This is a genomic window from Corynebacterium sp. 51B, assembly GCF_008930785.1.
Classification (GTDB): domain Bacteria; phylum Actinomycetota; class Actinomycetes; order Mycobacteriales; family Mycobacteriaceae; genus Corynebacterium; species Corynebacterium megadyptis.
In genome coordinates this window covers 350,889-365,422 of the sequence record NZ_PQMK01000001.1, presented here as the reverse complement: position 1 = coordinate 365,422, position 14,534 = coordinate 350,889, and the positions used below count along the sequence as shown (strand labels likewise).

The window sequence follows — 14,534 nt, the reverse complement described above, 5'->3', positions numbered from 1 at the left end:
ACTGTGGTCTGCAACAGTCACGCCCACCGACCTCCTAATGGGAGGGCGGTGCCTGTTTTTTACTGCGGACTGAAATATTTTTGGAGGATCCCCTCATGGCATTGGATACCGCAAAGAAGAAAGAAATCCTGAACGAGTACGGTCTGCACGAGACCGATACCGGTTCTCCCGAGGCTCAGGTTGCCCTGCTCACCTACCGCATCCGCAACCTCACCGAGCACCTGAAGAGCCACAAGCACGATCACCACTCCCGTCGTGGTCTGCTGCTGCTCGTTGGTCGTCGTAAGGGCCTGCTGCAGTACCTGCAGCGCACCAACATCGATCGCTACCGTGACCTGATCTCCCGTCTGGGTCTGCGTCGCTAAGCGTCGTGCATCGGAGGCGATTACCGCCTCATCTCACCACCTCTCGTCCTTGTGCGTCGAGAAGGTGGTGTTTTTTATGCGCCATGTGCTGCGGAACTGCTAGACTAAATCACCGTTATAGACACCCAACTCAGGCGGCACCGATGACCGCCTCCATTTTTAGTTATAAGAGGAGTTCGCAAGCACACATGCGCGACGTATTCGTTAATAAAGACACCGACTTCGGAATCATCGAAGCAGTTGCCACCATCGATAATGGCGACTTCGGTACCCGCGAGATCCGGCTCGAAACAGGACAGCTTGCCCGCCAGGCTGATGGTTCCGTGACCGCGTATCTCGATGAAGAGACCATGATGCTGGCCACTTCCACCGCATCCAATCAGCCGCGTGAAGGTTTCGACTTCTTCCCGCTGACCGTGGATGTGGAAGAGCGCATGTACGCTGCAGGTCGCATCCCCGGTTCCTTCTTTCGTCGTGAGGGCCGCCCCTCCACCGAGGCCATCCTAGCCTGCCGTCTGATTGACCGGCCGCTGCGCCCGACCTTCGTCAAGGGCCTGCGCAATGAGGTACAGATCGTGGTCACCGTGCTGTCGGTGAACCCGCAGGATATGTACGACGTGGTGGCTATCAACGCCGCCTCCGCTGCCACCCAGCTCTCCGGTCTGCCGGTCTCCGGCGCCGTGGGCGGCGTGCGTATGGCTCTCGTTGTGGACGAGGACCATCCCAAGGGCCAATGGGTGGCATTCCCCACCCATGAGCAGCACAACTCCGCCGTATTCGAGCTGGTGGTTGCTGGTCGTCGCGTCACCCGCAAGCAGGGACGCAAGAATGTCGACGATGTGGCCGTGATGATGGTGGAAGCCGGCGCCACGGAGAACGTGGTCGAGCGCATCAACGATGGTGCTCCGGCTCCCACCGAGCAGGTTGTGGCCGAGGGTCTGGAGGCCGCTAAGCCCTTCATTGACGTTCTCTGCCGCGCCCAGGAGGCGCTGGCTAAGGAGACCGCCAAGGAGACCCAGGAGTTCCCGCTCTTCCCGCCGTACTCCGAGGAGATCTTCGAGGCCGTGGAGAAGAAGGCCGCCAAGAAGCTCAACAAGCTGCTCACCATCTCCGGTAAGCAGGAGCGCGACGAGGCCACCAATGAGCACATGGAAGAGATCGAGGAGCAGCTGAGCGAGCGCTTCGAGGATCAGGAGAAGGAGATCCGCGCCGCCTATAACTCGGTGATGAAGCAGATCGTGCGCCAGCGCATCCTGGCCGAGCACTTCCGTATCGATGGCCGCGATGTCACCGACATCCGTGACCTCAGCGTGGAGGTGGATCTGATCCCGCGCGCCCATGGCTCCGCCCTCTTCGAGCGTGGCGAAACCCAGATCCTCGGCGTGACCACTCTGGACATGCTGAAGATGGAGCAGCAGATCGATTCGCTGACTCCCACCACCTCCAAGCGCTATATCCACCACTACAACTTCCCGCCCTATTCCACCGGCGAGACCGGTCGCGTGGGCTCCCCGAAGCGCCGCGAGATCGGCCACGGTGCGCTCGCCGAGCGCGCCCTGATCCCGGTGATCCCCTCCCGCGAGGATTTCCCCTACACCATCCGTCAGGTCTCCGAGGCGCTGGGCTCCAACGGCTCTACCTCCATGGGCTCGGTGTGTGCGTCCACGCTCTCGCTGCTCAACGCTGGTGTGCCCTTGAAGGCACCCGTCGCGGGTATCGCCATGGGCCTGGTCTCCGGCGAGGTGAAGGGCTCCACCGAGTATGTGGCGCTCACCGATATCCTCGGCGCCGAGGATGCCTTCGGCGACATGGACTTCAAGGTGGCCGGCACCGCCGACTTCGTCACCGCGCTGCAGCTCGACACCAAGCTGGATGGTATTCCGTCCTCTGTCCTTGCCGACGCGCTCTCCCAGGCTCGCGACGCGCGTCTGACCATCCTCGACACGATGGCCGATGTGATCGATGAGCCGGATGAGATGAGCGACTACGCACCGCGTATCACCTCTGTGAAGGTGCCGCAGTCCAAGATCGGCGAGATCATTGGGCCCAAGGGCAAGACGATTAACTCGATCACCGAGGACACCGGTGCTGACGTCTCCATCGAGGAAGACGGTACGGTGTTCATCTCCGCCACCTCCGGTGAGGCTGCGGAGCAGGCGATTGAGAAGATCAACGCCATTGCGAACCCGCAGCTGCCCAAGGTGGGCGAGCGCTACCTCGGCACCGTGGTCAAGACCACTCCCTTCGGCGCGTTCGTGTCCCTGTTGCCGGGCCGTGACGGTCTGGTGCACATCTCGAAGCTCGGTGGCAAGAAGCGCATCGAGAAGGTCGAGGACGAGGTCAATGTGGGCGACAAGCTCCAAGTGGAGATCGCCGATATCGACAATCGTGGCAAGATCTCTTTGATCCCCGTCGAGGAGAGCTAAGCTCTCCGCCGCGTACCCGACTCTCGGGTGCGTAGTGCTTAAATAACAACGCCCCGCAGCACACCTAGGTGTGTGCTGCGGGGCGTTGCCTATGTCTGCCCGCTCAGCCCGCTGCAGGCACAGATGAGGCAATGATAAGACCAGTGTGAGAGAGGATATAACCACGCCCGAGTGGCTGCATTCTCTGATCGTTACCCCAAGCAACCCCACATGAGGGAAGCGGGCACGTTGCGGCTGTGAGCTTAGCCACGAACTAGGCAGGTAGGTCGTCTGATGTTGGGCTTGATGTGCGTAAATGTCTCCCTTATCGCGCAGGTCAGGGCTTATAAGAAGGCCGGAGAGTGGAACATGGGCTCTCAGATGGCGGTGAATTCATGGTGTTCATTTCCGCAAAAGTGGGCGTAGCATGAGTGCAGAAGCACACATACTCACAGGCTGTTGATTATTACCTGTGCCTGTAGGTGTGTGTGGTACCTCATAGCTAGTGGCGCGGTGGAGCGGCAACGCTCCCCGCACAATGCACGGAAAGGGACGCGAACTCATGACCACCCGCGATATCACCCTCACAGCCGGCGATTACACCGCAACGATCACCACTCGAGGTGGGGGAGTGCGCACCCTGAGCTATCGAGGCGCTCCCTTGCTCATCGGGTACGAGGCAGGTGAGGATGCGCCGATGAATGCCGGCAATATTCTGAGCCCCTGGCCCAACCGAGTGGACGGCGGAGTCTTCATTTTCCACGGCACCACCCATGAATTGGAGATCACCGAGCCGCAGCGCAATAACGCTATTCACGGTTTCGTGCACTACCAAGAGTGGCAGTGCGTGGACATCTCCGAGGCGTCCGTCACACTCGAGCTGCACGATGGCCAGCACCAAGGCTGGCCCTGGGCGCTGCACCACAGCGTGACCTGGAGCCTTGATGAGGCCACCGGATTGAGCTGTGCGTATCGAGTGCGCAATGCCAGCGATGACACTGCGCCCGTAGCCGTGGGCTTCCACCCGTATATCACCGCCCACGGTGCGCCGCTGGACGAATGCGAGCTCACCCTTCCCTGTGGCAGCTATCTGCCTTTGGAAACGACCCGCAATCTGCCCGCGGGGCCGATGACGGCGACCATTCACCTCGGCGTGAACGAGGATGTGGCCACGGGGATCGCGATGGACGGGGTGTTCTTTGATCACTGCTTCAGCGTCGACAAGCCCCAGCAGCCCTCTGCCTATGAAGTCACCCTGCGGCATCGCGATAGCGATGCGTCCGTGGTGCTGCGTTCGGACATGCGCACCCCGTGGCTGCAGGTCTTTACGGCTGATCCCGACTATGACTGCGGTTATCCCGGAGTGGGGCGGGCCCTGGCGGTGGAGCCGATGTCGGCGCCGGTCAACGCTTTCCGCTCCCATGGGGCGGCCGAGCTAGATCCCGAAGAAAGCCTGAGCATCAACTTCGCCATCGCGGCAGGCTAGAAGCTCTTTAACTGAATATAGACACTCATAACCAAGCAGGCTTTGCGGAAGAATGCTCGCGGAGCCACAAACCAACCCAAGGAGAAAGCAACATGATCGTCGCTGAATCCGCGCTCCGGCTTGATGCCACGTGGGTCGATTACGCGATCGTCGCGTTATATTTCGTCTTCGTTCTCGGAATCGGCTGGGCCGCCCGCTCGCGCGTGTCGAGCTCCATCGACTTCTTCCTCTCGGGCCGTTCGCTGCCTGCGTGGGTGACGGGCCTTGCCTTCATCTCCGCTAACCTGGGCGCCGTCGAGATCGTGGGCATGTCCGCCAACGGTGTGCAGTATGGCTTCCAAACCATGCACTACTTCTGGATCGGCGCTGTGCCGGCCATGGTGTTCCTCGGCATCGTGATGATGCCCTTCTACTACGGCTCCAAGGTGCGTTCGGTGCCCGAGTTCATGCTGCGGCGTTTCGGCCCCGGCGCGCACTTGGTCAACGCCATCTCCTTCGCCGTGGCGCAGCTGCTCATTGCCGGTATTAACCTCCTGCTGCTGGCCAAGGTGGTCAACTCCCTGCTGGGCTGGCCGCTGATCGTCACCCTCGTTATCGCCGCGGTGATTGTGCTCAGCTACATCACCCTCGGTGGTCTCTCGGCCGCTATTTACAATGAGGTGCTGCAGTTCTTCGTGATTATCGCCGCACTGCTGCCGCTGACCCTGATCGGTCTGCACAATATCGGTGGCTGGCAGGGTCTGAAGAACGCTGTGGAGAATGAAAGCCACTTCCACACCTGGCCGGGCACGGAGATCTCCGGTTTCGATAACCCGGTGATCTCGGTGATCGGTCTGACCTTCGGCTTGGGCTTCGTGCTCTCCTTCGGTTATTGGACCACCAACTTCGTGGAGGTGCAGCGCTCCATGGCTGCTGATTCGCTCTCCTCGGCTCGGAAGACCCCGATTATTGGTGCCTTCCCGAAGATGTTCGTTCCCTTCGTCGTGGTCGTGCCCGGCATGATTGCCGGCGCCACCGTCACCCCGATTATGAATGGCAGCGCCGAGCCGAATGACGCAATGCTCTATCTGATGCGTGATTTGCTGCCCAATGGTTTGCTCGGTGTGGCGCTGGCAGGTCTGCTCGCCGCGTTCATGGCCGGTATGGCTGCCAATATCTCTGCTTTCAACACCGTGATGAGCTATGACATCTGGCAGGGCTATGTGGTCAAAGATAAGCAGGATGATTACTACACCAAGGTCGGCCGCATGGCCACCGTGCTGGCTACCCTCATCGCCGTGTTCACCGCGTTGATCGCCGAGAACTTCGGCAACGTGATGGACTACCTGCAGACTCTGTTCGGCTTCTTCAACGCCCCGCTGTTCGCCACCTTCATCCTCGGTATGTTCTGGAAGCGCATGACCCCGACCGCCGGCTGGGTGGGCCTAGTCATGGGTACTCTGTCCGCCATGGCCTACTGGGCCATCGCCACCTTCTCCTCGGTGGAGTCGGGCTTCTTCAACCTGCCCGGTCAGGGCACCGCGTTCGTGGCTGCCTCCATCGCCTTCATCGTGGACATCACCTTCTCCATCGTGGTCTCCATGATGACGAAGCCGAAGCCGGATCATGAGCTGGTTGGCTTCGTGAAGTCCGTGACCCCGAAGGAGAACCTCACTGACGCTGCTGAGGCCAGCCTGCCGTGGTACAACCGCACGGTGCCGCTCGGTATCCTCTGCATGGTTCTCGTGATCGCGCTCAACGTGATCTTCGCCTAGCACTAGATCAAGGAAGGAGTAATAACCATGGCTAAAAAAGATACCCACAAGGCTGGCGCCTTCGATATTCGCAACGTCATCGGCGGGCTCATCGGCCTCTACGCTGTGATCCTCTTGGGTTCCTGGCTGCTCTTGGATCCCGGTGTGGATCCCTCCACCGGCGTGCCCAAGGACGCCACCTATAACCTGTGGACCGGCCTTATGATGGCTGTTGTGGCCATCGTCTTCTTCGCGTGGGCGAAGATGCGTCCGATCATCGTCCCCGATGACATCGAGGACATCCAGTAATACTGCACGCCGCGAGGGACGATCGCCCCTCGCGGCACAGTCCGGGGCCAGTGGTGTGCCCAGCTGCCCCGGCTGGACATCCTGCCGCGGCGCCCTCGTTGGGGGCCGTGCTAGGGCACACCACACACGCTTTTCTTTTCCATAATTTCATCATCACCCCCTCAGAGCAGGCTCACGGGAGTGGCTGTGAGCGTCGCCGAATTCTCCGTTTAAGGAAGTGAATGTTCAATGGCAATGCCAGACGAGACCCCGAGGAGCGTATCCGACTCCGCGTCCCCCGAGGTGGCTATCACCCGCACCCGTCTCGCTGATGGTCGCGAGCTCATCTACTTTGATGACGAGCCGGACTATGTATCGGGGAAGGCTACTCGTGAACTGCACGATAGCCGCGAGCTGCCCCCTGCGAGCACGGTCTCGGAGATGCGCCGTGATCCCTTGACCGGCGAATGGGTGGTCTTTGCCGCCCACCGCATGAACCGCACCTTCATGCCGCCGGCCAACGAAAACCCCCTGGCGCCCACCACCCCCGGAGAGATCCCCACCGAGATCCCGGCCAATGACTACAACGTGGTGGTCTTCGAAAACCGCTTCCCCTCGCTGTCGCTGCACATTCCGGAGGATGTGGACTTTTCCGGCTATGTCGATGACAACGAGCTCTATCCCCGCGGTGCCGCCCAGGCCCGCTGCGAGGTGGTGTGCTTTACCCCCGAGCCCAGCAAGTCCTTCAAGGACCTCGGCTTTACTCGCGCCCGCACCGTGGTGGAGGCATGGGCACACCGCACGAAGGAGCTCTCGGAGATCGAGGGCGTGCGCATCGTCTTCCCCTTCGAAAACCGCGGTAAGGAAATCGGAGTCACGCTGCAGCACCCGCACGGCCAGATCTACTCCTATCCCTATCTGCCGAAGCGCGCCCAAGCGGTACTGACGCAGGCCAAGGCCTATGAGGAGAGCAAGGGTGGCTCGCTTTTCGACGCGATTATCAGCGCCGAGCAGGACAGTGGCCGCCGCGTGCTCATCGACGGTGAGCACTTCATCGCCTTCGTGCCCGCCGCCGCAGAATGGCCGGTGGAGGTCATGGTGATGGCCAAGCGCGCCGAGGCCTATGACTTCGCCTGCCTCAACGATGCGGAAAAGGATGAGCTCACGCGCATCTATCTGCGTCTGTTGGGGGCAGTGGACAACTTCTTTGACGGGGTGGAGAAAACCCCGTACATCGCAGGCTGGAACCAGGCGCCGATCGGCGAGGACCGCCGCTATGGCCGCCTGTACCTGCAGCTATTTTCCATGATGCGTTCCCCGAACCGTATGAAGTTCCTGGCCGGCTCCGAATCCGGCATGGGGGCGTGGATCTCGGACACCACCCCTGAACGCATTGCCGATCGTTTCCGAGAGATTCTTGAGGCAGGGGAGAAGTAAATGACACAGAGCGTCCAGTGGATGGACACCCTCGAGGCTCCGCAGGGCATTGAACGCGCTAAGGAGCATTTCCGTGAGATCTTCGATGCTGATCCGAGCGTGGTCGTAGCTGCGCCGGGTCGCGTCAACCTCATCGGCGAGCACGTCGACTACGCCGGCGGCATCAGCGTGCCCTTCGCGCTGCACAACCGCGCATATATCGCGGCCGCGGCGCGCCCCGATGATGTGCTGCGCGTGAGCTCCGTTGGCGCCGATCCCGCGGTGGTGGAGTGCCGGATCGATGAGGTCGGCCCGAAGCATCCCGATAACTGGGCCGGCTATGTCATCGGTGCGGTCTGGGCCGCCATCGAGGCGGGCATTCTGCCGGAGCAGGGCATGGATCTGGCCATGGTCTCCGATGTTCCGCTGGGGGCTGGCCTGTCCAGCTCCGCGGCCATCGAATGCTCCGCCATCACCGCCGCCATGGCCCTGGCGGGTATGGAGATGACCCCGCGTCGTCGCCGCCGTCTCGTCGAGTGCGCCATGCGCGCAGAAAATGAGGTCGTTGGTGCCTCTACCGGCGGTATGGACCAGCGCATCTCCCTGCTTGCCCAGGAAGATAATGCTTTGGCCATCGACTTCTTGGACAACTCCGAGCAGCTGGTGCCTTTTGATGTCGGTGCCGCCGGCTACACCCTGGTGGTGTGCAATACCAACGCCCCGCACTCGCTGGCCGATGGCCAATACGCCTCCCGCCGCGCCGTGATCGACGGGGTCACCGCCCACGCCCACGTTGCGACCCTCCGCGAGGTCGAGGATCCCTTCGCCGTCGCCCAGCAGTGGGCGGCACAGAATGTGCCCGAGGGCAGTACGGAGGAAGAATGGCAGGAAGTAGTACACCGCCGGGTGCGGCACGTCATCAGTGAGATCGAGCGCACCTCCGAGGCTGTGCAGATGCTTGTCGACGGCAACCTGCAGGGCTTTGGCGAGCACATGTGGGCCTCCCACGCCTCGCTGCGGGACGACTATGAAGTCTCCACCGAGGAGCTCGACCTAGTGGTGGATACCGCCCGCGAGTTCGGCGCCCTCGGCGCCCGCATGACCGGTGGTGGATTCGGTGGCTCGGCCATCGCGCTGATCGATATCCGCACCGCCACCGAGCTGGTCGAGGCCATCAACGAGCGCGCCGCGGAGCGCGGCTACCCGCAGCCGGAGTTCCTGCTCGCCATGCCGGGCTGGGGCGCACGCATCGTGGAGAGCGCGCACGGTAGGTTCTCCCACACATAACAGGGACGCTTGCCTAGACTGGTGGGGTACATTAACCCACCAGTCTTTTAGCTATCTCAAGGAGCAGGGAAGAACATCATGGCAGAATCCACCATTGCAGTTGGCGTCCTCGGAGCGAAGGGCCGCGTGGGCCAGGCGGTTGTAGCGGGCGTGGAGGCCAGCGAGGATCTGCGCCTGGTCGCGGCACTCGATCGGGGCGATAGCCTAGACGAGCTCGTCGCATCGGGAGCCGAGGTAGTGGTGGATTTCACCACCCCGGACGTGGTGATGGACAATCTCGAGTTCATGATCTCCCACAATATTTCCGCGGTGGTGGGAACAACCGGCTTCACCGCCGAGCGCCTCGAGACCGTGCGCGGCTGGCTGGAAAACTCCAGCTCCTCGGTGCTCATTGCCCCGAACTTCGCCATCTCGGCGGTGCTCACGATGCAATTCGCCCGCCAGGCCGCGCGTTTCTTCGAATCGGCCGAGGTGATTGAGATGCACCACCCGAACAAGCTGGACGCTCCCTCGGGTACCGCAGTCCACACCGCGGAGGGCATCGCCGAGGCCCGCCGCGAGGCCGGTATGGACAGCCAGCCGGATGCCACCACCCAGTCCCTCGAGGGGGCACGCGGCGCCGATGTGCAGGGAGTGCCGGTACACGCCGTGCGCATGAGCGGCACCGTGGCCCACGAGACCGTGATCTTCGGTACCCAGGGCCAGTCGCTGACCATCAAGCAAGACTCCTATGATCGCACCTCCTTTATTCCCGGTGTGCTCGTGGGCGTGCGCAACTATGCCCAGCACCCCGGGCTCACTGTGGGACTGGAGCACTACCTCGGGCTCTAAGTGGCGATAGCAGCCAGGGATGCGTCGATAAGCGAGAAAAGAAAGAACGGTAGAGGTGGCAACACATAAGGATTTATCGGTGCAGCTGGTGGCCTGCACCTCGTTTCAGGCGCCGAGCGATATCGACTGGAGCACCGATGCAGAAGGAGCCGAGGCGCTCGTGGAGTTCGCCGGGCGGGCCTGCTACGAGAGCTTCGATAAGCCGAATCCACGCACCGCGAGTAATGCGGCCTATATACGCCACATCATCGATGTGGGGCATACAGCGCTGCTCGAGCACGCCCAAGCCACGATGTATATTCGCGCCATCTCGCGGGCCTGCACCCACGAGCTTGTGCGTCACCGCATGTTCTCCTTTTCCCAGCTCTCGCAGCGTTTCGTGCACCCCAACCAAGCCACGGTGGTGGTGCCGGGCGTGATCGACCGCGACCCCGAATTGCGGCGGCTCTTTGATCGAGCGATGGATGAATCCCGATTCGCCTATGATGAGCTGCTCGCCGCCTTAGAGGAGAAGCTCGCTGACGAACCGAATGCCCTGCTGCGCAAGAAGCAGGCCCGGCAAGCAGCGCGCGCGGTGCTCCCCAATGCCACCGAATCACGCATCGTGATGACCGGTAATTTCCGGGCATGGCGACACTTCATCGCCACCCGCGCCACCGAGCACGCCGATGAGGAAATGCGGACCGTGGCCGTGCGATGCCTCGAATTGCTCAAGGACGCCGCCCCCGTGGTTTTTGGTGATTTCGATATCGCCATCCTCAGCGATGGTTCACCCATGGCGTCGAGTCCCTATGTGGGCGTGTCCTAAAATGGAGACGCTTGGGGCAGGCGATATACTCCCTTTCTCCGCCGCGGAAGCAGACACGATCCCGACACACAGAGAGTAGCTAGATACAGCATGAACACTGGATTTGCCGAGAAAAACGGAACCGATATCTTCGGTACTGTGGGCGTAGCGATGATCACCCCCTTCGATGAGGACAATCGCCTCGACGTGGCTACCGGACGAAAGCTCGCGGCTCATCTGACGTCTCGGGGCGTGGATGCGCTCATCCTGGGCGGAACCACTGGCGAATCGCCCACCACGACGCAGGCAGAAAAAATCACCTTTATTAAAGAAATCCGCGCCGAGGTGGGCGACGATATCGCCATTGTGGCCGGGGCCTCCACCAATAACACGGCCGCCTCGCAGGAGCTGGCGCGCGCCTCTCGGGATGCCGGCGCGGACGCACTTCTGCTGGTCACGCCGTATTATTCGAAGCCTTGCCAAGAGGGTGTGTACCAGCATTTCCGCGCGATCGCCGATAGCACCGATGCGCCGGTGTGCATCTATGACATCCCCGGCCGATCTGCGATTCCTGTGGAGTCTGATACTATGAGGCGTCTAGCCGAGCACGAGAAGGTTCAGGCTGTCAAGGACGCCAAGGGCGACCTCGTTGGGGCTACCACTCTGATCGCCGAAACCGGTCTGGCATGGTACTCGGGCGATGATCCCCTCAACCTTCCGTGGCTCTCCCTTGGAGCCAGCGGTTTTATCTCCGTGATCGGGCACGTTGCACCGCAACAGCTCCGTGACTTGTACACCGCCTTCGATGAAGGTGATCTTGTACGCGCCCGCGAGATCAACGCAACGCTCGCGCCCCTTGTCGCCGCTCAAGGCCGATTGGGTGGCGTCTCCATGGCTAAGGCAGCATTACAGCTGCAAGGAATTAACGTGGGAGCTCCACGTCTGCCGCAAATACCCGCGAATGACGACGACATGACCGAGCTCCGAAATAATCTAGAACAAGCTGGAGTCTTATAAATATGAATGAACCCCGTAATCGCTCTCGTAAGGTGACGCGTAAGGCGGGACCGCCCGAGGTCGAATTCCAAGCCCCGGGTGAAGCCAACCCCTCCCAGTCCGATAACTCTGGGTCCTCCCAGTCCGACTCGAAGGGTTCGAAGAAATCGAACTCCCAGGGCGGCAAACAGTCCACTGGCGGCAAGTCCGGCGGTTCTTCCTCGAAGAAGTCCGCGAGCGGCGATAACCGGGACAATAACAACTCTAACGGCGGGAATGGAGGCAAGAACTCCAAGAACAACGGCTCGAATAAGCGCGGTTCCCGCAATGGTTCCCGCGGCAATAATAACCGTCGCGGCGGTCGCGGAAACGACCGTGGTGGCCGCTCCGTGGTGCACACCATGCAGGGCGCCGACCTCACTCAGCCGTTGCCGGAGCCGCCGAAGCAGCCGAAGGATGGGCTGCGCATCATCGCCCTCGGCGGTATTTCCGAGATCGGTCGCAACATGACCGTCTTCGAATACCACAACCGTCTGATGCTCATCGACTGCGGCGTGCTCTTCCCCTCCTCGGGCGAGCCGGGTGTGGACCTGATCCTCCCTGACTTTGACTATCTCGAGTCCCGCCTCGATCGCCTCGACGTCCTCGTGGTCACCCACGGCCACGAAGACCACATCGGCGCGATCCCGTGGCTGCTCAAGCTCAAGCCTGACCTGGAGATCTTGGCCTCCAAGTTCACCGCCGCGTTGATCTCCGCCAAGTGCCAGGAGCACCGCCAGCGTCCGAAGCTGACGATCATCAACGAGGACTCTCACGAAAAGCGCGGTCCCTTCGATCTGCGTTTCTTCGCGGTCAACCACTCCATCCCGGACTGCCTGGGCGTGGCACTGAAGACCGGTGCCGGCCTGGTGCTGCACACCGGCGATATCAAGCTGGATCAAACCCCGACGGATGGTCGTCCCACCGACCTGCCCGCGATCTCCCGCTTCGGCGACGAGGGAGTGGACTTGTTCCTCTGCGATTCCACCAATGCCACCACCCCTGGTGTCTCTGGCTCGGAAGCAGATATTGCGCCGACGCTGAAGCGTCTGGTGACCGAGGCGAAGCAGCGCGTGATCATCGCCTCCTTCGCGTCCAATGTCTATCGCGTGCAGTCTGCCGTGGACGCGGCCGTGGCTGCAGGCCGCAAGGTGGCCTTCAACGGCCGTTCCATGATCCGCAACATGGAGATCGCCGAGAAGCTCGGCTACCTGAAGGCGCCGAAGGGCACCATCGTCTCCATGGACGATGCCTCCCGTATGGCACCGCACAAGGTCGTGCTCATCACTACCGGAACCCAGGGTGAGCCGATGGCTGCGCTCTCGCGCATGGCCCGTCGCGAGCACCGCCAGATCACCGTCCGCGATGGCGATCTCATCATCCTTTCCTCCTCGCTGGTGCCCGGCAATGAGGAAGCAGTCTTCGGCGTGATCAACATGCTGGCCCAGATCGGTGCCACCGTGATCACCGGCCACGACGCCAAGGTGCACACCTCCGGCCACGGCTACTCCGGCGAGCTGCTCTTCCTGTACAACGCCGCCCGTCCGAAGAACGCCATGCCGGTGCACGGCGAGTGGCGCCACCTGCGCGCCAATAAGGAACTGGCCATCTCCACCGGTGTGGAGCGCGACCGCGTCGTGCTCGCCCAAAACGGTGTGGTCGTGGACTTGGACCAGGGCCGCGCCAAGGTTGTGGGCCAGATCCCGGTGGGCAATCTCTACGTCGATGGCGTCACCATGGGTGACGTGGACGCTGAGGTGCTGGCCGATCGTACCTCCCTCGGCGAGGGCGGCCTGATCTCCATCACTGCCGTGATCGACAACCGTTCCGGGCAGCTGCTGGAAACGCCGCGCGTCCAGGCCAAGGGTTTCTCCGAGGAGTCCAAGGACATGATGCGCGAGGTCACCGAGATGGTGGAAAACACCATGACCGATCTTGCCGGCGAAGGCGAAGGCGACCCCTACCGCATGGTGCAGAAGCTGCGCCGCACCGTCTCCCGCTTCGTGGAGAAGAAGTGGCGCCGCCAGCCGATGATCGTGCCGACCGTCATCCCCATGCGCTCGAAGGACGATGCGCTTGACGACGACGACATCAAGGCCGCTCGTCCCTCGCTCTAAAAAGTAGTCGCGCTCAGGCGCGACCACGCGATACGCCCCAGTCCTAGCCAGCTGAAACTGGTTAGGATGGGGCGTATGTCTTTGTCTCAATCAGAACGCCAGAAACTCGCCGCACTCTTTACAGAGCTCGGCCCCACCGCTCCTACTCTCTGCGCGGGGTGGGACACCCAATACTTAGCCGCGCACCTGCTTGCCCGCGAGACCAATGTGCGCGCCGCCGGCGGCATTGTGATCCCGCAATTAGCAGACGCCCACGACGACGCCGTGGAGCAGCTTTTAGCAGATAAAGGCTATGAGACGATCGTGGAGGAATGGGCCGCCGGCCCGCCCACCTTACTCAAGCCCTTTGACTCGGTGATGAATACTGCCGAGAACTTCGTACACCACGAGGATGTTCGCCGCGCCCAAGAGGGATGGACCAAGCGGGAACTGAGTCCCGCAGAGGAAAACGAGCTCTACAAGGTGGCCAAAACCTTAGGGCGCACCATGGTCTCGTCCAAGGGCTCGGCCGTGGCCTGTGTTCCCACCACCAGTGAGCTTTCGCGCTTCGTGGTGGGGGATAAGCGCAAGGTTGCCTCCGCCGAGGACCAGGTAGTGACCGTAATCGGTGATATCGGCGAGATCGTGCTGTGGCTCTTCGGCCGCGAGCCGGTGGATGTGCGCATCCTTGGTGATGAATCCGGAGTGAAGAAGAAAAGCCTCTAGCGCCGGTGCCGCCGGTGGGGTGGTGCGGGTGACAGTTCTTTTCACGGATCGGGCCCCACGCCCGTGTTGCTGCTGTGAC

At 61.7% G+C, this 14,534-nt stretch carries 12 protein-coding genes; all 12 read left to right on the top strand.

What is annotated here, in order from left to right; genetic code table 11:
• Positions 1-95 precede the first annotated feature (95 nt).
• The 12 genes from rpsO to GBB14_RS01550 all read left to right on the top strand — a co-directional run bounded on the left by rpsO (position 96) and on the right by GBB14_RS01550 (position 14,455).
• Complete coding sequence (rpsO, locus tag GBB14_RS01605; protein ID WP_151528566.1) at positions 96-365, top strand: 30S ribosomal protein S15; 270 nt, start codon at positions 96-98, stop codon at positions 363-365.
• 188 nt (positions 366-553) lie between these two features.
• Positions 554-2,791 carry a polyribonucleotide nucleotidyltransferase gene (locus GBB14_RS01600; RefSeq protein ID WP_151528567.1) on the top strand — a complete coding sequence of 746 codons (2,238 nt, stop codon included), beginning with the start codon at positions 554-556 and terminating at the stop codon, positions 2,789-2,791.
• A 541-nt stretch (positions 2,792-3,332) separates the two neighbouring features.
• A complete protein-coding gene (locus GBB14_RS01595) occupies positions 3,333-4,256 on the top strand; it encodes an aldose epimerase (RefSeq protein ID WP_192796245.1) in 924 nt (307 codons plus the stop codon).
• A 92-nt stretch (positions 4,257-4,348) separates the two neighbouring features.
• Positions 4,349-6,010 (top strand): sodium:solute symporter family protein, encoded by a 1,662-nt coding sequence (locus tag GBB14_RS01590; protein ID WP_151528569.1) that lies wholly within the window; start codon positions 4,349-4,351, stop codon positions 6,008-6,010.
• A 27-nt stretch (positions 6,011-6,037) separates the two neighbouring features.
• Positions 6,038-6,298: a cell wall anchor protein gene (locus tag GBB14_RS01585; RefSeq protein ID WP_151528570.1), complete on the top strand. Its 261-nt coding sequence runs from the start codon at positions 6,038-6,040 to the stop codon at positions 6,296-6,298.
• A gap of 228 nt (positions 6,299-6,526) precedes the next feature.
• Positions 6,527-7,714 carry a galactose-1-phosphate uridylyltransferase gene (gene galT, locus GBB14_RS01580; protein ID WP_151528571.1) on the top strand — a complete coding sequence of 396 codons (1,188 nt, stop codon included), beginning with the start codon at positions 6,527-6,529 and terminating at the stop codon, positions 7,712-7,714.
• Positions 7,715-8,980, top strand: a complete 1,266-nt coding sequence (galK, locus tag GBB14_RS01575; protein ID WP_151528572.1) for a galactokinase — start codon at positions 7,715-7,717, stop codon at positions 8,978-8,980.
• Between the two features lie 78 nt (positions 8,981-9,058).
• On the top strand, positions 9,059-9,811 hold the full coding sequence (gene dapB / locus GBB14_RS01570; protein WP_151528573.1) for a 4-hydroxy-tetrahydrodipicolinate reductase: 753 nt from the start codon (positions 9,059-9,061) through the stop codon (positions 9,809-9,811).
• A gap of 55 nt (positions 9,812-9,866) precedes the next feature.
• A complete protein-coding gene (gene thyX, locus GBB14_RS01565) occupies positions 9,867-10,619 on the top strand; it encodes an FAD-dependent thymidylate synthase (RefSeq protein WP_151528574.1) in 753 nt (250 codons plus the stop codon).
• Between the two features lie 90 nt (positions 10,620-10,709).
• Entirely contained in the window at positions 10,710-11,615 is a 906-nt protein-coding gene (dapA, locus tag GBB14_RS01560; RefSeq protein WP_151528575.1) for a 4-hydroxy-tetrahydrodipicolinate synthase, read from the top strand.
• Positions 11,616-11,617: 2 nt separating this feature from the next.
• The gene (locus tag GBB14_RS01555) at positions 11,618-13,750 is read left to right on the top strand and encodes a ribonuclease J (RefSeq protein WP_151528576.1); all 2,133 of its coding nucleotides are present in this window, start codon (positions 11,618-11,620) and stop codon (positions 13,748-13,750) included.
• 75 nt (positions 13,751-13,825) lie between these two features.
• Positions 13,826-14,455 carry a TIGR03085 family metal-binding protein gene (locus GBB14_RS01550; RefSeq protein WP_192796084.1) on the top strand — a complete coding sequence of 210 codons (630 nt, stop codon included), beginning with the start codon at positions 13,826-13,828 and terminating at the stop codon, positions 14,453-14,455.
• The last annotated feature ends 79 nt before the right edge of the window (positions 14,456-14,534 follow it).